Origin of the sequence: Streptomyces sp. (assembly GCF_019510245.1) — a bacterium.
Lineage (GTDB): Bacteria > Actinomycetota > Actinomycetes > Streptomycetales > Streptomycetaceae > Streptomyces.
On record NZ_JAEKKT010000122.1, the window covers coordinates 58,563 to 76,448 of the forward strand.

The window sequence follows — 17,886 nt, forward strand, 5'->3', positions numbered from 1 at the left end:
CGGTCAGGGCAGGGTGGCGGGACTGAGCCCCGGGGTGTCGTGGGCGGCGCGGGGGTGGGACAGGGCGAGGTAGCCGACCAGCGCGGCGCACACCAGCGCGGCGAGGATCGCCGTGGTGCCGAAGCCGAGGCCGATACCGAGCGGCCTGTCCATGCCCAGCCAGTCGGCGAGTGAGGTGCCGAGGGGGCGGGTGAGGACGTAGGAGGCCCAGAACGCGGCGATGGCGTTGAGCCCGGCGAAGCGGTGCAGCAGCCACGGCACGAGGATCGCCGCGCCGAACAGCAGCGCGGAGTTCGTCGCCCTCGCCGAGGCCGCAGCGGCCACGACGGCGGCCGATCCGGACGGCGCCCGCGACAGGATGCTCCAGGCCGCCTCGACCGGCCGGCAGTCCCTGACCGGCATGCGCCGCCTGCTCGGCGTCCTGCGGGCGGACGACGGAGCCGACCGGGCACCGCAGCCGGCCCTGGGCTCGCTCAAGACCCTGGTGGACGAGACCCGCCGCACCGGCCTGGACGTCCGGCTGACCGAGACCGGCACTGAGCAGCAGCTGGACGCCGAAGTGCAGACCACGCTCTTCCGGATCGTGCAGGAGTCACTCACGAACGTCGTCAAGCATGCGCCGGAGGCGTCGACGGTCGACATCGTCCTGCACCGCGGTTCCTCCAGGGTCGCCTTCACCGTCAACGACGACGGCGGCCCGGCCCCGGCACCCGCCCGCGCACCGGCAACGGCCTGACCGGGATGCGGGAGCGAGTCGCCCTGTTCGACGGCGACCTGACCGTGGGACCCACCACCACGGGCTGGACGGTCTGCGGCGAGCTGAAGCTGAGCGAGCCGCGATGACGAACGCGGAGATCGCCCGGTACCTCCGCCTCACGGAGGCCACCGTCAAGACCCACATCACGCGCATCCTGGCCAAGCTGCAACTCCGCGACCGGGTCCAAGTGGTGATCTTCGCCTATGAACACCAGCTGCGCCCGCACGGAGTCTGACCGCTTGCGCCCGTGAGGCGGCGGTAAGAGTTGGACGCCTTCCCGGTGGGTGGTTTCACGCAAACCGCTTACCGACTACAGCCTTGTAGACGTCAGGTGAACTGTAGATGATCGAAACGGGGCGTCTGTTCGTCCCTGCCCTGAACGGCGGAAGCGTGACCTTCACGTCGGGGCGGTCGGACGAACCTCCGGCTTGGCGCAACCTCGCCCGGACACATGCGGTTGCCGCCCCACGGAGGCGAGGCAGAGGAGGCAGTCCTTGGCAGGCACCCATCCCGGCGGAGTGGGCGGAGTGGGCGTCGAGACCCGTCGTCGTGCCGCACTGCCCCCGACCGGAGCCTCAGCCCTCGGGGTCCCGGACGGCGGGCCCCAGCAGTGGCACCGGGGTATGACGCTGGTGGCCACGATCAGCCTGTTCATCGGCACGCGCGCCGCCTGGACGACCGCGATGGCGACGCGTCCGCCGGTCGCCGCCGTCATCTCCGCCTGCTACGCCTCGATCCTCGTCTGCGCCGTCCTCGTCCTCCTCGTACGCAGCCGGCCGGCACTGATCAGGGTCGACGCGGCGGTACTGGTCACCGCCGTCGCGCTGGTGATCTGCGGCTACCTGCTCGACCACACGGGCGCGGACGAAGCCGCGCTGACCTCCCAGGCCGCGAACCAGATCCTGCACGGCCGGCCGGTCTACGGCCAACCGTGGCCCTGGTTGTTCGACACGCACGGCGTCGGGATCACCAAGACGATGTCCGGCGGCGCCGACTACACGTACGGTTATCCGCCGCTGACGGCCCTGCTGGCGGCACCGGTGCACGCCGTCCTCCACTCGACGGCTGCCGCGACCCTGGTCCCCACCGTCGCGCTGCTGGCCTCCTCGGTCCTGCTGTGGTTCCTGCTGCCGGCGCCCTGGCGATCCGCCGGAACGGCCGTCTGCCTCGGCTTCGGCCTCCTGCCCCACTACGCCTACGCCGGCTACCCGGCCGTCACGGCCCTCGCCCTGCTCGTCCCCGTCGTGGTCCGCTGGTCCCGCACCGGCGAGGGCGGCTACCTCGGGGCAGGGGGCGTACTGCGGGCCGCCTGCCTGGGTGCCGCCTGCGCCGCCCAGCAACTCGCCTGGTTCCTCGTACCGTTCCTCCTGATCGGCCTGTACGCCGTCCGGCGCGGTGAACTCGGCCCCCGGCGCGCCCTGTCGGTCACCGCCCGCTACACGGCCACCGCCGCACTCACCTGGTCCGCGGCCGACGCGTACTTCGCCGTCCAGGACTTCTCCGGCTGGCTGCACGGCATCCTGCTGCCACTCGACCAGAAGGCGATCCTGCACGGCCAGGGCGTGATGGGCATCTCCTACTACTTCACCGACGGCAGCAGCCGCCTCGACTTCTACTCGTACGGCAGCCGGCTGCTCCTGCTCGGCCTGCTCGCGGCCACGCTGCTGTTCGTCCGGCGGCTCGGCCCGGCTCTCACCGTCCTGCCGTGGCTCGCGTTCTACCTCGCCACCCGCTCCCAGGACGGCTACTTCCTGATGATGACCCCGCTGTGGCTGGCGGCCGCCGCCACCGTCCCGGCCGCCGCGTTCGCCACCGCCTGGCAGCCACACCTGCCCCGCCTCACCGGCCGCCGCGCCAAGGCCGTCATCGCGGCCGGCCTGCTCGCCCCCGCCCTCGCATGCGTCGTGATCGCCGCCGCGAGCCCACCGCCGCTGCGCATGAGCCTCACGCCGCACTTCGCCGGGCACGGGCCGCGTGCCGGTGTCACCGCCATCGACGTCCGGGCCTTCAACACCACAGGAACGGCGCTCGAGCCCCACTTCGCGAGCCGAACCGGCCAGGGCGCCTCCAACTGGTGGACCATCGCCTCGGGCCCGGCCGTGCTGGCCCCGCACGCCTCCGCCGACTACCGGGTGAAGCCCGAGGGGGGATTCCGCGCGGTGCCCGGTGGCCACGGACCGGGAAGCTACCTCATCGCCGTCACCGGCACCCCGATGACGATCACCTCCGCCCGCATCCCCCAGTGACTCGGAGCCAGTCCTTCCGCTTGGTGTGTGGGAGAAGTCCATGCCGTAGACCGTCCCGACCGGGGGCGGGGCGAACAGAATCGCCGCCCACGACGAGATCTTCTCGAAGTCGTCTACTGGGGGGCGCTGACCTGTGACGATGCGGCCACCGGTGCCTCTGGCCCGCGCAGACGAGTCTTTCGGTGTCTTTCAGGACCGTCTGGCGTTACGCAGCCGATTCTCCCCACGCGCTCCCCAGACGCGCTCATACTCCCCAGATCCTCCCCAGCGAAGGCCCCGACGACGGCACGGCAGACGCGAGTCCGATGCCCGTCTGGTGACGTGCGGTCGGGCGTCAGAATGAAGATCAGGCGTTCGTGGTCCGCACTGGAAGTGCGACGCGGGGTACTTGGCGCTGCCAGTTGGCTGTTATCGCTGCGGGGTCGATGCGGCCCGGGGTGGAAGCGGGCTGCATCGACCCCGCGCAGGGTCTTGCTGCTACCTACTGCGCTTGTCTCTCACCAGGGCTGTTCACCTGAGGAGAGAGAACCCACTGTGTACGTGTCGTAGATCTCCAGCAGGTCTTCGTCCTCGGGGATATCCGCTCTGGACTTTGTTTCTCGGCAGACCAGCGCGGTCAGTCGGATCAGGGCACGCAATCCAGGGAAAAGCGAGTCCTCTGTGAAGTGAGGTTCGATGCCCGCGGTCCGGAGACCAATCTCCAGCGGGTCACGAAAATCCGCCGAAGGATCTCCGAGGGCCACGTGAATATCGCTCCAGCCGTGAAACCTCTCCAGGAACTGCTCCACCGTGTCCTGAATGGCGCATCGCAGGAACTCTTCGTTCCCTTCGACGTGCTCGTCATCGATCACGCAGTACATGCCCAGAGTCGGGATCGGGCGGCATGCGCGGACGACGTTCTGCCGCGCGACTGCGGGCAGGTCAAACCAGGACACGATTCCACGTTCGCCGGCCGGCGCGGCCATCGCCACTCGCTCAGCGGCGTCGGTCGTTTCACTGCCGAGGGCAAGGGTCGTCAACTGGTGTTGAGATGATTCCCAGTGGATGACACACAGGGGCGGGGTGGCGGTTACTTGACGCACATCTCATACTCGCCGTTGAGGTAGTGGGTGTCGTAGTTGTACACGGTGGAGGTGTTTTTCGTGTTGCCTCCGGCGATCATGAAAATCCCCGACTGCCAGGTAGCAGTAGCAGGTGCCGTGCGGCGCCCAGTTGGCGACGGCGCGGGCCTTGTACTTGTTCGTGCCGCTCACGTACCCGGTGTCCACCTGCTCCCATCCGTACCGGCGTGAACGGTAGAGGGCGATGTGGATCGAGTACCTGGGCACCTTGGCCTTGCATTTGAGATCCGCGTGCACGTTGACCGCATGGGGGTTGGTGTGCGATTTGTGCGGGCGGTCCACGGTCGCGCCGCAGCCCCACCTGTTCGCTCCGTAACCCCCGCTGACGTCGGCACAGTCGGCGCTGTCTCCGTGACAGTATTCGTAGGCGTCGTATGACCCGCCGTACTCGGGGTCACCGGAAAGAGGAACCGACCGGTCGATGTGTCGTACAGGCGGGCGCCCATGAGTACGGAGCCGGTGACGGTGTCGGCCGATCGTTCTTCGGCACCGAGCCAGCCGTACCGCACTGCCGTGGTGGACCCTTCGAGGTTGCCGTACTCGTCGTCTCCGTGCAGATCGGTGAGCTGGAGGATGGGGGTTGCCGGTCGCTGTCGTGAGGGCGACGAGGTTGCCGTCGGATCCCTGGACGGCGCGGGTGACAGTGCCGGCAGCGTCCTCGGCAGTCCAGTCGGGGCTGTCGCTGTCGTCGCCGTAGTGGTTGACCTTGGAGCCCGTCTGGGTCCAGGTGCCGTCGGTTCCTTGGGACTCGGTGGTCCAGGCTGCGAGACGGCCCGCTGCGTCCAGGGTCCATGTCTGGCGCTTGCCGGCCATGGTCTGGCGTCGGACCTGGTCGTTGGCGTAGTAGCCGATGGTGGTGCCGGACGCCTGGGTGGTGGTGCGGCCGAAGGCGTCGTAGAGGGCTCCGGTGGTGGTGAGCCGGTCCGCGCTGTCGTACGTCGACGTCGTGGTGGTCGCGTCGGTGCTGGAGCAGGCGGCGCCGACGGCACCGGTGGCGTTGGCGAGGGCCGTGCGGTTGGTGTTCTTGTCGAAGGTGTAGTCCCGGCGGGTGCAGGATCCGTCCGAGGCGGTGTCGTCGGCGCGGGTACCCGGCAGAGCTGAGCGGCGGGTCACCCCTGGCCGGCATCACGAATTGAAGGTCAGTCCCATGAGGTGGGCGTCGAGGCGGCGCATTGCTGTCACTGTCTCACTTGGGGGAGGTGCGAGAGTGAACGGCGCAAGCTCCGCGTGGGTGAGCGCTCGACCCTAGAGCCAGTCCCGTCGCTTGAAAATAACGTACAGACTGGCGCATACGACCCCCATCAGTCCGATCGCGAAGGGGTATCCGAACCCCCAGTGCAGCTCGGGCATGTGGGAGAAGTTCATGCCGTAGATCGTGCCGACCAGGGTCGGGGCGAACAAGATCGCCGCCCACGAAGAGATCTTCTTGATCTCCTCGTTCTGTTCGAACCCCGCCTCCGCCAACGCCCGCATCTCCGCGTTCTGTTGCTGGGTGACCAGGGTGGCGTTGACCGTGAGGATCTCCGTGAGGGCCTGGCGGAAGCCGTCCACGCGTTCGCTGATGTGGGTGACGTGGTCGGCGACGTCCCGGAGGTAGCGCTGGAGTTCCTCGTCGGTCTCGTACTTGGTGAAGCCGGCCATCAGGCCGTGCAGCATGCCGACGAGGGGGCGGGTCGCGCGCTGGAACTCGACCATCTCGCGGGAGAGTTCGTAGATGCGGCGGGACACCGACGGGTCACCGCGGAAGACCTCGGTCTCGATCTCGTCGATGTCGTTCTGGACGCCCTCGACGACCGGGGCGTAGCCGTCGACCACCGCGTCGAGTATCGCGTAGAGGACGGCCTCGGGGCCGAGTTTGAGGAGGTCGGGGGAGTCCTCCATACGGCGGCGGACCGCCGAGAGGTCCGGGGCCGCGCCGTGCCGGACCGTGATCACGAAGTCGGGGCCGACGAACACGTGCAGCTCGGCGAAGTCGACCTCCTCGGGCGCGTCCAGATAGCGGGCGGCCCGCAGGACCACGAAGAGCGTGTCGCCGTACCGCTCCAGCTTCGGCCGCTGGTGTGCCTCCATCGCGTCCTCGACCGAGAGCGGGTGCAGGTCGAACTCGGTCGCCAGGGAGAGGAGTTCGTCCGAGGTCGGGCGCGCCAGGCCGATCCACGCCATCCCCGAGGGCGTCTCGCGCAGTTCGCGGTACGTCTCCGCGAGGGTCGCCGGTGTCGACACCCGCACCCCGTCGCTGTACAGCGCCGCCTCCACGATGCTCGGCGGCTCGGCGGGCTCCCGGCCCGACGCCGCCCCGGGCTCCGGCGGCCCGGCCGGCCCGTCCTGTTCCTGCGGCAGGGCGCGGCGCCAGACGGACCTTCTGGTGCCCCGGCCGTTCCTGCCGTTCGCGCCGTTCTTCGAGACCGGGCTGGGGCGTCGCTCGGACATCGCGGCCGCCTCTCGGTGGAGTCTGCATCGGCGTGAGCTGTGTGATCCGCGCGGGGTGCCGGTGATCACGCGTGATCGGTGAGTCTCGTCGCAGGATATACGGGGCATACGGGCCCGGCGGAGCGAATCACGGACGGGATTCGGTGAGAGATGCGGACAGGATCTGTCCGCGTTCGGCGTTAGCGTGCCCGGTATGACGAATCAGCCGTCCGGCCCGGTCCTCGGCACCCGCGCCCTCAACCGCGCCACCCTCGACCGCCAGCTTCTGCTGCGCCGCTCGACGCGGTCGGCGAAGGAGGCCGTGGCACATCTCGTCGGCCTCCAGGCGCAGAACGTCAAACCGCCCTACTACGCCCTCGCCGCCCGGCTCGACGGCTTCGCCCCCGAGCAGCTCTCCGAGCTGATGGCCGCCCGGGAGGTGGTCCGGATCGTCACCCTGCGGTCGACCATCCACACCCACACCGCCGCCGACGCGCTGACCCTGCGCCCGCTGGTCCAGCCCGCCCGGAGCCGCGAACTGACCGCCTTCCGCAAAGGGCTGGCCGGTGTCGACCTGGACCGGCTCGCCGCGCTCGCCCGGGGCCTGGTCGAGGCCGAGCCGCGCACCATGCCCGGGCTGCGGGAGGCGCTGAGTGCCGAGTGGCCGGATGCCGACCCGCAGTCCCTCGCGGTCGCCGCGCGCTGCACGCTGCCCCTCGTCCAGGTCACCCCGCGCGGGCTGTGGGGCCGGTCCGGGCAGGTCGCCCTCACCACCGCCGAGCACTGGCTCGGCCGCCCCGCCGAGCCGCCCTCCACCCCTGACACCACGGCTGCCGCAGCTGCCACGGCTGCGCCGCCTGTCGTGCCTGCCGCGGTTGCCACGGACGCCGCGGTCCTGCGCTACCTCGCCGCCTTCGGTCCGGCCTCCGTCAGGGACATGCAGACCTGGGCCGGACTGACCCGGCTCCGCGAGGCCTTCGAACGGCTGCGGCCCCGTCTCCTCACCTTCCGGGACGAGACCGGCACCGAGCTCTTCGACCTCCCCGACGCGCCCCGCCCCGACCCCGGGACCCCGGCCCCGCCCCGCTTCCTCCCCGAGTTCGACAACCTCCTCCTCTCTCACGCCGACCGCACCCGGGTCGTCCCGCCCGAGCACCGGGGCCGCGCCTGGCGGGGCAACCAGGCCCACCGCACCCTGCTCGTCGACGGTTTCCTGGCCGGTGTGTGGAAGCTGGCGGAGGACGCCCTGGTCATCGAGGTCTTCGGGCCACAGGCCGGCGGGGCCGCGGAGCGGGCCGCGATCATGGAAGAGGGCGAGCGGATGCTGGCCACCCTGCACCCCGGTGAGCACCACGACATCCGGTTCGGGACCGTCGTAGCCCAAGCAGGGCGATGACCGGCGGCGAATGGGCCCGCCGCCCGGCGCTCCGCCGGAGGCGCCGCACCAACCCCGCCCTCGTCGACCTGGTCGTCGGCGCCTGTCGCGAGGCCGGCTTCGAGTCGCTGCCGGGACCGTCACCGGGCTCCCTCCAGGACACCCTCGCCGGCATCGGCACCCGTCCCCTGTGGACGGTGGTGTAAGCGTCCCACGCACGCGTGCTGCACACCCCGAGGGTGGCCTTCGTACCGTTCCGGGCGCCCGGCCTGGCCCTGCCCACGGGCCTCGCCGTGCCCGCCGCCCCCGGCCCGCCCCTGGCCACCCTGCTCCTGGCCTGCGGCGATCACGAAAGCTGGTCGCTGCGGTCGGGATCTGCTTCTTGGTCGCCGGCGTCCGAGGCGACGGACTGGACCCACCGAACGGGCCCCCGAACGGGACCCCGAACGGGACCCCGAACGGGACCCCGAACGGGACCCCGAACGGGACATCCACTCGAAGGAGTTCAGCGATGCCGATCGTCACCATCCAGCAGGGCCCCCGCGACACCGAGCTGAAGCGGGACCTCGTGCGGCGCGTCACCGACGCGTTCGTCGACGCCTACAAGATCCTCGCCGAGACCGTGCAGGTCTGGATCCACGAGGTCCCGGCCGACAGCTGGGGCGCCGCCGGGAAGCTCACCGCGGACAGGTAGCGGACATGGATAGGGGGCGCTGCGGGCTGCTCGTGGAAGCCCGCAACGCCCCCTGGTCACTCACCCGGGGGATACCCGGGAGACCTTCTGGTTACGAGTTGACCTGCGCGGTCACCAGGTCCGAGAAGGTGGTCAGCCGGGAGTACACACCCGGGTAACCCGCCTCCGCGCACCCCTCTCCCCAGGAAGTGATCCCTGCCAGGACGCCCCCGATGAGCAGGGGACCGCCGCTGTCGCCCTGGCAGGTGTCTACGCCGCCGGACGTGTATCCGGCGCAAACCATGTCGGACTGGACGAAGTCCGAACCGTAGGAGCTCTTGCAGCTGGAGTCGGACACGATCGGGACGGTCGCGGTCCGCAGCTGGTTGGAGGAGCTGCCGTTCTCCGAGGTGGTGCCCCAGCCGAGGATGCGGGCCGTGGTGCCGGCCGCGTACAGGCCCGTCTGGGAGGACGTCACGTACGGCGCCGGCGTGTACGACATCGACGTCGACAGTGTCAGGACGGCCACGTCGTCGCCGTTGGTGGCATCCGTGTAGTCCGGGTTGATCCAGATCTTGCTGACCTTGCTGACCGTGCCGTTGGTGCCGTTCAGGTACGTGCGGCCGCCGACCACGCGGACGCTGCTCGTGGACTCGCCCTCCATGCAGTGCGCGGCGGTCACCACCTTGGTGGCCGACACCAGGGTGCCGCCGCAGAACTGGCTGCCGGACGCATCCGTGATCTGCATCATGAACGGGTACGTGGTCGTGGTCGTCGTGGTGCCGCCGACGATCGGCTGGGGGGCGGCTGACGCGGTGGGGGACGCGATCAGCGCGGTCGCTGCGGCCGCAAGGATCGCCACCAGGGCGGCGGCGGCCTTTCTTGCGCGGTTCTGCCCGAACATGAGTCTCCTCAGTGGGGGTTGCCGGTGGGGGGTCGCGCGGGTGTGGGGGTGCACGGGGGTCGCGGGACCGACCCCCGTATGCCCGGGCGAGCGGCACATCCATAAGCTAGGACCCGGAACCCCACCCTCCCAATGAGGGAACCCCCTAGGGGGATGGGGGAGGGAAAACCCTCGGTCCGCCTCAGTTAACCGGGAGCACTCTCACTTCGCGCGTCGCTCCGCGGCCAAACGGACTATGTCCACGCGCGATCGGATGCCCAGCTTGCGGTAGACCCGGGTGAGCGTGGCCTCCACCGTCTTGACGCTGATGAACAGCCGGGCGGCGATCTCCCGGTTGGTGGCGCCCTCCATGACCAGCGCGGCGACCTGACGCTCCATCGCGGCCAGCCCGTCCAGCGCGTCGAGGGCGGCCGGCGCCTCGACCGGCGGCTCCGGTGCGGCGACGGCCTCGTCCACCTGCCGCAGCCACGGCAGCGCCCGGCACCGCCGGAACAGCCGGGTGGCTTCGTCGAACGCCGCGGGGGAGCGCCTCTCGCGCAGCGTGGCCAGTGCGAACGCGGCCCGTGCCTCCTCCAGGCCGTAGCCCAGTTTGGCGAACCGGTCCTGAGCGGAGGTCAGCAGGGTGACGGCCGTGTCCCGTTCCCCGTCCGCCGCCCGGACCAGCGCCTCGGCCCGGTCGAGCGCGGCGAGAACACTCTCCCGGCCGAGCCGGAGCGCGTGCTGACGGGTGACGTCGATGACGTCCTGTGCCTCGGCGGGCTCACCCACCCGGACGAGCGCCTCGGCGAGGTCCCCCTGCCAGCGGCCGCGGGCCGGGTCGGTGATGCCGAGGCTCTGCTCCAGCTCCCGCACCCGGCGCAGCGAACGGACGGTGCCCGCCGGGTCGCCGGCCACCAACTGGGCGTATCCGAGGGCGCCCAGGGCCCGGGACAGGTACATCGTGTCGCCGTCCTGCTCGGCGTGCTCCACGGCCTCCCTGGCCAGTGCCAGGCCCCGGTCCACGTCGCCGCCGGAGGCCTCGGCCAGCGAGGTGAGCATCGCGGAGGCGGTCTCGCCGATCCCGGAGTCGTGGGCGAGGTGCAGGCCCTCCCGGGCCAGGTCGAGGGCGCGGCCGCAGTGCCCGGAGCGCAGTTCGGTCTCGGCGAGTCCGCGCAGGAAGTGCACCTCGCTCTCCACCTGCCCGCGGCGGCGCACCTCGCGCAGCAGCGCGGTGACGGTGGCGCGGGCCTCGGCCAGCTGGTCGCCCATCACCAGCCAGCGGAACCTGGCGCTGCCCGCCCCGTTGTGATGGCAGGCCACGTTCGGGTCCTGGGGCTCCTTCAGGGCGCGCTTGATGGTGGCGGGCGCCGCCGGATGGCCCATCAGGGTCTCGACCTGGGCCTGCAGGGACAGGGCGAGGAGTTCGGTGCGCCGGTCGCCGCTCACGGCCGCGAGGTCGGCGGAGTGCGCCGCCGCCTGCCGGGCCTCGGTGAAGTCGCCGCCCACGATCAGCGCCCGCCAGGCCAGCTGGTAGTGGACCTTGCCGAGCAGCCGCGGGTCGTCGCCGGCGTCGGCGAGGGCGTGCGGGAAGGCCGCGTCCACCTCGGTCATGGTGTGGCCGGCGGAGTCGATCACCAGGATCCAGGCCCGCACCCGGTCGGCCGGCCGGGTGGCGTGGGTGAGCACCTCGCGGGCGATGTCCTGGGCGAGGTCGATCTCGCCCGCGCTCGTCGCGTCCTCGGCGGCCTGGAGCCGGCGCTCGTCCGGGGTGGGCGTGTGGTCGCCGGGGGTGTGCCGGGCGGCGAGCAGGCCGATCTGCGCGGCCACCGACGGCGCGCCCCGGTCCCGGGCCTCGGTCGCGGCCTCGGCGAGCCGGTCGGCGACCTCCGGGTCGGTGCCGGTGGTGGCCAGGGCCAGGTGCCGGGCCCGCTCGATCGGGTCGGAGGCGGCCGTGGACAGCGCCGCGTGCGCGGCCCGGCGCTCCTGCGCGGGGGCCTCCGCGTACAGCGCGGCGGAGATGAGGGGGTGCGCGAACCGTACGGCGGGGCCCTCGGGCTCGGTGGCCAGCAGCCCGAGTTCGGCGGCCTGGGCGCACTCCGCCTCGGCGTTCTCCCGGCCGGCCGCGTGCAGCAGGGCCTGGGTGGGGCGGGCGCCGGCGCTGGCCACCAGCAGGGTGCGGCGGGCCTCGACGGAGAGCATGTCGAGGCGGCTGAGCACCAGGGCGCGCAGCGAGGTCGGCACCGGCAGCGGCTCGCCGGGGCGGGGCGGGGTCGGGTTCTCGGCGAGGGCGCGGCCGAGTTCGAGGGCGAACAGCGGGTTGCCGCCGCTGGTGCGGTGGATCTCCCGGACCGTGGACCGGCTCAGCCCGGTGTGGCCGCGGTGGTCGAGGAGGTCGGAGACCTGCTTGCGGTTGAGCGCGCCGAGGCGGACGGCCACGGTGTCCGGGGGCGACGCGCGTAGGTGACGGTCGTACTCCTGGCCCTCCGTGCGGACCGCGCTGAGCAGTTGGACCGGGGTGCCGCCGAGGCGGCGGGCGGCGAAGCCGAGGAGTTCGGCGCTGGCCGGATCCAGCCACTGGAGGTCGTCGGCGACGATCAGTACGGGCCCCTCGGCGGCCAGCACGCGCAGCGTGGAGAGCACCGCGAGGCGCAGGGCGAGGCCGTCGCGCTGGAGGGTGGACTCGCCCCGGCCGGTGAGCGCCGACTCCAGGGCGGTGCGCTGGGCGCCGGGCAGGTGGGCGGAGACGTCGTCGAGGACCAGGCCGAAGAGGTCGGCGAGGGCGAGGAACGGAAGATGGGATTCGGACTCGGTGGCCGAGCAGCGCAACACCGTGCGGGCGGTGCCGGCGTATTCCGCGTCCAGCGCCCGCAGGACGGTCGATTTACCTATTCCGGCGGGCCCGTGCAGGAGGACACTGCCTCCCGAGGAGAGCTGCTCCCGGGCGGCCGCGAACAGCTCCGCCCGGCCGATGACCAGGTCGGGGCGGCATCTGGCAGGCTCCTGGAAGTCCCGTCGCACGGTCACCGCTCCCCTCGTGTGTCGTGTCCCAGCCAAATTCTAGGCAATGAACCCTGAAATCCGGCCGAACGGCGTGGTGAGGGAAATAACAGGGGCTTCGCATATGGCAATTCACTGCGCGTCCGCATGAATGGAATGGGTCCCCTCCGGCTATGGCAACACCCCCGTCCGACGAGCCGCCGACACCGCCTCCCCCCGGGTGTGCGCGCCCAGCTTCCGCATCGCCGAGCGCAGATAGCCCTTGACCGTCTCGGGCCGCAGCCCCAGCCGCTCGGCCACCGCCGCGTTGGTCGCCCCGGCCGCCACCCATGCCAGCACGTCCAGTTCCCGGGGCGCCAGCACCGTCTGGGCCCGCGGATCCGGCGCCGGCGCGGTCAGCAGCCCGCAGGCGGCGAGCAGTTCGGCGCGCAGCTGCGGGTCGGTGATCCGCGGCGCCAGGGCCCGCAGCGCGGCATGCGCCTCCCGCACCTGCTCCCAGGCGGCCCCCGGATCCCCTGCGACGGCCGGTTCCGGCCGCGCCGCCGCCAGCAGCCCCCTGGCCTCGTCCTGCACGACCAGCGCCTGCTCCACGTCCCGGGCCGCCGCCACCGCCGCGCCCAGCGTGCGGTCGCCCAACGGCTGGGCGGCGCGCAGCGCGCCGTACAGCACGCCCCGCACCCGGCGTCGTACCACCACCGGTACCGCGAGCACCGAGCGGAGGCCCTCGGCCGCCACCGGGATGTCGTACTCGTGACTGATCTGCCGGGAGGCCGAGTAGTCGACGACCGCGCAGGGGCGGGCCAGCTCGACCGCCTTGCCGCCCAGGCCGTTCCCTGAGGTGACCGCGAGTGAGCGCAGCGACGCCGTGTTGGTGCCGGTCAGCTCGCTGATCCGGACCTGCGTGCGGCCCGCCTCGACCAGCCCGCCGAAGGCGATCGGGAGCCCGGTGGTGCGCCGGAGTCTGGACAGCGCACCACGTATCTCCACCGCCCCCGTGACCTCTGCTGCCACCTGTCCTGCCCCTTCGACCCCGGCCTCGTGCTGTCCACACCCCCGTTCGGGGGTAGTGAGACCTGCATCACGGATTACACGATGCCAGAGAGCCGCCCGGCAATGGTCCGGTACCGAAGGAGACGCGTATGACGAGTGCGACGGACGACTTCCGCAGGGCACGGGACTTCCTGCTGGAACACCGTGCGGACTACGCCACCGCCTACGAGGGCTTCGCCTGGCCGCGTCCGGACCACTTCAACTGGGCGCTGGACTGGTTCGACGTCATCGCCGAGGGCAACGACCGCACCGCCCTGCACATCGTCGAGGAGGACGGCGCGGAGACGAAGCTGTCCTTCGCCGAGCTGTCCGGGCGCTCAGACCGGGTCGCGAACCACCTGCGCGCGCGGGGCGTCGAGCCGGAGGACCGCATCCTGGTCATGCTCGGCAACCAGGCCGAGCTGTGGGAGACCGCGCTGGCCGCGATGAAGCTGCGGGCCGTGGTCATCCCGGCCACCCCGCTGCTCGGCCCGGCCGACCTGTGCGACCGCGTCGAGCGGGGCCGCGTGAAGCACGTGATCGTGCGCGCCGAGGACGCGGCCAAGTTCGCCGAGGTGCCGGGCGCCTACACCCGGATCGCGGTGGGCGGGCTGCCGGCGTCGGAGGCCGGGCCCTGGGAGCCGTACGAGGACGCGTACACCGCCTCGGCCGACTTCGTGCCCGACGGTCCCACCCTCGCCGACGACCCGCTGATGCTCTACTTCACCTCGGGTACCACCGCCCGCCCGAAGCTGGTCGAGCACACCCACACCTCGTACCCGATCGGGCACCTGGCGACCATGTACTGGATCGGCCTCAAGCCCGGTGACGTGCACCTGAACATCTCGTCGCCGGGGTGGGCGAAGCACGCCTGGTCGAACCTCTTCGCCCCCTGGAACGCCGAGGCGACGGTCTTCATCCACAACTACGCGCGCTTCGACGCGGGCCGGCTGATGGCCGAGATGGACCGGCACGGCGTGACGTCCTTCTGCGCCCCGCCGACGGTGTGGCGCATGCTCATCCAGGCGGATCTTAGCCAGCTGGCGACCCCGCCCCGCGAGGTCGTCGCGGCGGGCGAGCCGCTCAACCCCGAGGTGATCGAGCAGGTGCGGCGGGCCTGGGGCGTGACCATCCGGGACGGGTTCGGGCAGACGGAGACGGCCGTGCAGGTCTCCAACAGCCCGGGGCAGGAGCTGAAGACGGGGTCGATGGGGCGCCCGAGCCCGGGGTACCGGGTCGAGCTCCTGGACCCGGTCAGTGGCGCCCCCGGCGCGACGGAGGGCGAGATCGCGCTCGACCTGGCGGCGCGGCCGGTGGGCCTGATGACCGGCTACCACGGGGACGCCGACCGTACGGCGGAGGCGATGGCCGGCGGCTACTACCGCACCGGGGACATCGGCTCGCGCGACGAGGACGGCTACATCACCTACGTCGGCCGCGCGGACGACGTGTTCAAGGCGTCCGACTACAAGATCAGCCCGTTCGAGCTGGAGAGCGCCCTCCTCGAACACGAGGCGGTGGCCGAGGCGGCCGTCGTGCCCGCGCCGGACGAGCTGCGGCTCGCCGTGCCGAAGGCGTACATCGTCCTGGCGGCGGGCTGGGAGCCGGGCCCGGACACCGCGAAGGTGCTCTTCGACCACTCGCGGCAGGTGCTGGCGCCGTACAAGAGGGTCCGGCGGCTGGAGTTCGCCCCGCTCCCGAAGACCGTGTCCGGGAAGATCCGCCGGATCGAGCTGCGCGAGGCCACGGCCGCCGGCTCGGCCCACGAGTACCGCGAGGAGGACTTCCGGTGAGTTCGTCGTACACGCACGGCACGAGCGGCACCACGCTGCTCGGCGACACCATCGGGGCCAACCTGGACCGGGCGGTCGCGGCCTGGCCGGACCGCGAGGCGCTGGTGGACGTGGCGACCGGCAGGCGCTGGACGTACGCCCGGTTCGCCGAGGACGTGGACCGGCTGGCCACCGCGCTGCTGGCGAGCGGAGTCGCCAAGGGCGACCGGGTGGGCATCTGGGCGGTCAACTGCGCCGAGTGGGTGCTCGTGCAGTACGCCACCGCCCGGATCGGCGCGATCATGGTCAACATCAACCCGGCCTACCGGACCCACGAGGTCGAGTACGTCCTGAACCAGGCCGGGATCTCCCTGCTGTTCGCCTTGCTGCGGCACAAGACCAGCGACTACCGGGCGATGGTGGAGGAAGTGCGGGGCAGGTGCCCGCAGTTGCGGGAGACGGTCTACATCGGGGACCCGAGCTGGGAGGCGCTGACCACCCGCGGGACGGCCGAGCAGGGACCCGAACTGGCGGCCCGGGCGGCCGAGTTGTCCTGCGACGACCCCATCAACATCCAGTACACCTCGGGCACGACCGGCTTCCCGAAGGGGGCCACGCTCTCCCACCACAACATCCTCAACAACGGTTACTTCGTCGGGGAGTTGATCGACTACACCGAGCAGGACCGGATCTGCATCCCGGTGCCCTTCTATCACTGCTTCGGCATGGTGATGGGCAACCTGGCCGCCACCTCCCACGGCGCCTGCATGGTGATCCCGGCCCCGTCCTTCGACCCGAGGGCCACCCTGGAGGCCGTCCAGCAGGAGCGCTGCACCTCGCTCTACGGCGTCCCGACCATGTTCATCGCGGAGCTCAACCTCCCCGACTTCGCGACGTACGACCTCTCCACCCTGCGCACCGGCATCATGGCGGGCTCGCCCTGCCCGGTCGAGGTGATGAAACGGGTGGTCGCCGAGATGCACATGGCGGAGGTCTCCATCTGCTACGGCATGACGGAGACGTCGCCGGTCTCGCTCCAGACCCGGATCGAGGACGACCTGGAACACCGCACCGGCACCGTCGGCCGGGTGCTGCCGCACCTGGAGGTCAAGATCGTCGACCCGGCCACCGGGGTCACCCAGCCCCGGGGCACGGCGGGCGAGTTGTGCACCCGTGGCTACAGCGTGATGCTCGGCTACTGGAACGAGCCGGAGAAGACGGCGGAGGCCGTCGATTCCGGGCGCTGGATGCACACCGGCGACCTGGCGATGATGCGCGAGGACGGGTACGTCGAGATCGTCGGCCGCATCAAGGACATGATCATCCGGGGCGGCGAGAACATCTACCCGCGCGAGGTCGAGGAGTTCCTCTACGCCCACCCCGGGATCCGGGACGTCCAGGTGGTCGGGGTGCCGCACGAGAGGTACGGCGAGGAGGTCCTGGCCTGCGTCATCCCGCACGACCCGGCCACCCCGCCCACCCTGGACGAACTCCGCACCTTCTGCGAGGGCCGCCTGGCCCACTACAAGATCCCGAGCCGCATCGAGATCCTGACCGACTTCCCGATGACGGTCTCGGGCAAGGTCCGCAAGATCGAGCTGAGGGAGAACTACAGCACCCCGTGAGCGTCAGCGCCCCGCACGGGTCAGCGCCCCGCCGGGGTCGCGCCCCGTAGGGGCGCTGGGGGTACCCCCGGCCGAAGGCTGGGGGAGGAACTGGGCGACCAGCCCCCGCCGGCCCGCGGCTGCTCACGTACCCGAGCCGTGCAGTTCATCGGCGGGACTGTTGACCGGCTGCGGCGTCCCCGTGAAGTCAAGAACGAACAACGGCACCCCCAGGGCGTCGGCCCGCTCCCGCGCCTCCTCGGCGTACCCCGCAAGGGAGAAGTACACGCACGCCGAGTCCTCCGTCATCGCCGTCAGCCACAGACACTCCACGTCCCGCCGCGAGGCCGGCTGCACGGTCGGGTCCACCTGGGCCACCAGCCCCTTGGCGGCCAGCCCGATGCCGGACGGCGGCCGCTGGTCGGCGCGGCGGATGTCCCGGTACCCGAGCCAGCGCAGGTAGAGCGCGGCCGCGGTGACCGCGTCCCGGGCGGTGCGGATCGTCACGGGACGGAAGGCCGCCCGGGGCTCGGGCCCGGGCTCCGCCGGCGGCGCGGACACGCCGCCGGCGACCGCGATGCGCAGCACCGCCCCGCACGGGCAGCCCAGCTCCGGCTGCGGCCACTGGTCCCGGCGGCCGCAGGAGCCGCAGCTCACCGTCACCCAGTCCGCGTCCCAGGCGCGGTGCGCCACCGGCGTCGGCCCGGCCGTGCCGTCCAGGCTCGGGGTGACCGGCGAGCCGCAGGCGCACGGGTACGACGGCGCGGTGTAGACGTGCTCGCGCCGACAGGCCGGACAGCGCACCGGCACGCTCTCGGACATGGCCCCCACCTCAGGCGTCGCGTCGGTTCAGCCGTCCCATGGTGCTCCCGCCGGGGCCCGGTTGTCCGTCCCTTGACGACGTTCGTCACCGCACCTACATTGATTTCAGATAGTAGAAGTTATTTTCCGTATTACGGAAATACGAGACGATGCTCACCGCGGGGCGCGACGGGAGCAGGCATCCGACAGCCGAAAGCA

General features: G+C 71.5%; 15 protein-coding genes and 1 pseudogene. 8 read left to right on the forward strand and 8 right to left on the reverse strand.

What is annotated here, in order from left to right; translation table 11 throughout:
• Positions 1 to 3: 3 nt before the first annotated feature.
• Positions 4 to 402, reverse strand: a complete 399-nt coding sequence (locus tag JF597_RS12155) for a hypothetical protein (RefSeq protein WP_293992978.1) — start codon at positions 400 to 402, stop codon at positions 4 to 6.
• Between JF597_RS12155 and JF597_RS12160 the strand changes: the two genes are divergently transcribed.
• The 3 genes and pseudogenes from JF597_RS12160 to JF597_RS12170 all read left to right on the forward strand — a co-directional run bounded on the left by JF597_RS12160 (position 359) and on the right by JF597_RS12170 (position 3,003).
• Positions 359 to 736 carry an ATP-binding protein gene (locus JF597_RS12160; protein ID WP_366916395.1) on the forward strand — a complete coding sequence of 126 codons (378 nt, stop codon included), beginning with the start codon at positions 359 to 361 and terminating at the stop codon, positions 734 to 736. The two genes, JF597_RS12155 and JF597_RS12160, sit on opposite strands and share 44 nt — an antisense overlap.
• Positions 737 to 839: 103 nt before the next feature.
• Positions 840 to 992 (forward strand): annotated as a pseudogene (locus JF597_RS12165) (LuxR C-terminal-related transcriptional regulator); the annotation flags it as partial.
• A 259-nt stretch (positions 993 to 1,251) separates the two neighbouring features.
• Positions 1,252 to 3,003, forward strand: a complete 1,752-nt coding sequence (locus JF597_RS12170; protein WP_366916396.1) for a hypothetical protein — start codon at positions 1,252 to 1,254, stop codon at positions 3,001 to 3,003.
• Positions 3,004 to 3,500: 497 nt separating this feature from the next.
• Here JF597_RS12170 and JF597_RS12175 read toward each other — a convergent pair whose 3' ends face one another.
• From JF597_RS12175 to JF597_RS12185, 3 genes are all read right to left on the reverse strand, one after another.
• Positions 3,501 to 4,022, reverse strand: a complete 522-nt coding sequence (locus JF597_RS12175; RefSeq protein WP_293992983.1) for a hypothetical protein — start codon at positions 4,020 to 4,022, stop codon at positions 3,501 to 3,503.
• A gap of 66 nt (positions 4,023 to 4,088) precedes the next feature.
• The gene (locus tag JF597_RS12180; protein WP_293992985.1) at positions 4,089 to 5,237 is read right to left on the reverse strand and encodes a hypothetical protein; all 1,149 of its coding nucleotides are present in this window, start codon (positions 5,235 to 5,237) and stop codon (positions 4,089 to 4,091) included.
• A gap of 132 nt (positions 5,238 to 5,369) precedes the next feature.
• Complete coding sequence (locus JF597_RS12185) at positions 5,370 to 6,554, reverse strand: magnesium and cobalt transport protein CorA (RefSeq protein ID WP_293992988.1); 1,185 nt, start codon at positions 6,552 to 6,554, stop codon at positions 5,370 to 5,372.
• 193 nt (positions 6,555 to 6,747) lie between these two features.
• Between JF597_RS12185 and JF597_RS12190 the strand changes: the two genes are divergently transcribed.
• The 3 genes from JF597_RS12190 to dmpI all read left to right on the forward strand — a co-directional run bounded on the left by JF597_RS12190 (position 6,748) and on the right by dmpI (position 8,602).
• Positions 6,748 to 7,929: a winged helix DNA-binding domain-containing protein gene (locus JF597_RS12190; protein WP_293992991.1), complete on the forward strand. Its 1,182-nt coding sequence runs from the start codon at positions 6,748 to 6,750 to the stop codon at positions 7,927 to 7,929.
• Positions 7,926 to 8,114: a hypothetical protein gene (locus JF597_RS12195; protein WP_293992994.1), complete on the forward strand. Its 189-nt coding sequence runs from the start codon at positions 7,926 to 7,928 to the stop codon at positions 8,112 to 8,114. Before JF597_RS12190 ends, JF597_RS12195 begins: the two co-directional genes overlap by 4 nt.
• Before the next feature lie 305 nt (positions 8,115 to 8,419).
• A complete protein-coding gene (gene dmpI / locus JF597_RS12200; RefSeq protein ID WP_293992996.1) occupies positions 8,420 to 8,602 on the forward strand; it encodes a 4-oxalocrotonate tautomerase DmpI in 183 nt (60 codons plus the stop codon).
• Positions 8,603 to 8,693: 91 nt separating this feature from the next.
• On the opposite strand, the gene JF597_RS12205 is transcribed toward dmpI, so the two are convergent.
• From JF597_RS12205 to JF597_RS12215, 3 genes are all read right to left on the reverse strand, one after another.
• Complete coding sequence (locus JF597_RS12205) at positions 8,694 to 9,485, reverse strand: serine protease (protein WP_293992999.1); 792 nt, start codon at positions 9,483 to 9,485, stop codon at positions 8,694 to 8,696.
• 201 nt (positions 9,486 to 9,686) lie between these two features.
• Complete coding sequence (locus tag JF597_RS12210; RefSeq protein WP_293993001.1) at positions 9,687 to 12,488, reverse strand: AAA family ATPase; 2,802 nt, start codon at positions 12,486 to 12,488, stop codon at positions 9,687 to 9,689.
• 144 nt (positions 12,489 to 12,632) lie between these two features.
• A complete protein-coding gene (locus JF597_RS12215; RefSeq protein ID WP_293993004.1) occupies positions 12,633 to 13,472 on the reverse strand; it encodes a helix-turn-helix transcriptional regulator in 840 nt (279 codons plus the stop codon).
• A gap of 128 nt (positions 13,473 to 13,600) precedes the next feature.
• Here JF597_RS12215 and JF597_RS12220 point away from each other — a divergent pair, with 128 nt between their 5' ends.
• Together JF597_RS12220 and JF597_RS12225 are read left to right on the forward strand one after the other, a co-directional pair.
• The gene (locus tag JF597_RS12220; protein WP_293993007.1) at positions 13,601 to 15,283 is read left to right on the forward strand and encodes an AMP-binding protein; all 1,683 of its coding nucleotides are present in this window, start codon (positions 13,601 to 13,603) and stop codon (positions 15,281 to 15,283) included.
• A complete protein-coding gene (locus JF597_RS12225) occupies positions 15,280 to 16,887 on the forward strand; it encodes an AMP-binding protein (protein ID WP_293993009.1) in 1,608 nt (535 codons plus the stop codon). The genes JF597_RS12220 and JF597_RS12225 overlap by 4 nt, the downstream gene beginning before the upstream one ends.
• Before the next feature lie 123 nt (positions 16,888 to 17,010).
• Here the strand turns inward: JF597_RS12225 and JF597_RS12230 are convergent, their stop codons facing one another.
• On the reverse strand, positions 17,011 to 17,688 hold the full coding sequence (locus JF597_RS12230; RefSeq protein ID WP_293993011.1) for a hypothetical protein: 678 nt from the start codon (positions 17,686 to 17,688) through the stop codon (positions 17,011 to 17,013).
• Between the last annotated feature and the right edge of the window lie 198 nt (positions 17,689 to 17,886).

Bases quoted from the DNA above. Each gene is read 5' to 3' on its own strand.
- JF597_RS12160 (WP_366916395.1), top strand. From the start codon at position 359: ATGCTCCAGGCCGCCTCGACCGGCCGGCAGTCCCTGACCGGCATGCGC.
- JF597_RS12155 (WP_293992978.1), bottom strand. From the start codon at position 402: ATGCCGGTCAGGGACTGCCGGCCGGTCGAGGCGGCCTGGAGCATCCTG.
- JF597_RS12185 (WP_293992988.1), bottom strand. From the start codon at position 6,554: ATGTCCGAGCGACGCCCCAGCCCGGTCTCGAAGAACGGCGCGAACGGC.
- JF597_RS12190 (WP_293992991.1), top strand. From the start codon at position 6,748: ATGACGAATCAGCCGTCCGGCCCGGTCCTCGGCACCCGCGCCCTCAAC.
- JF597_RS12195 (WP_293992994.1), top strand. From the start codon at position 7,926: ATGACCGGCGGCGAATGGGCCCGCCGCCCGGCGCTCCGCCGGAGGCGC.
- dmpI (WP_293992996.1), top strand. From the start codon at position 8,420: ATGCCGATCGTCACCATCCAGCAGGGCCCCCGCGACACCGAGCTGAAG.
- JF597_RS12205 (WP_293992999.1), bottom strand. From the start codon at position 9,485: ATGTTCGGGCAGAACCGCGCAAGAAAGGCCGCCGCCGCCCTGGTGGCG.
- JF597_RS12220 (WP_293993007.1), top strand. From the start codon at position 13,601: ATGACGAGTGCGACGGACGACTTCCGCAGGGCACGGGACTTCCTGCTG.
- JF597_RS12230 (WP_293993011.1), bottom strand. From the start codon at position 17,688: ATGTCCGAGAGCGTGCCGGTGCGCTGTCCGGCCTGTCGGCGCGAGCAC.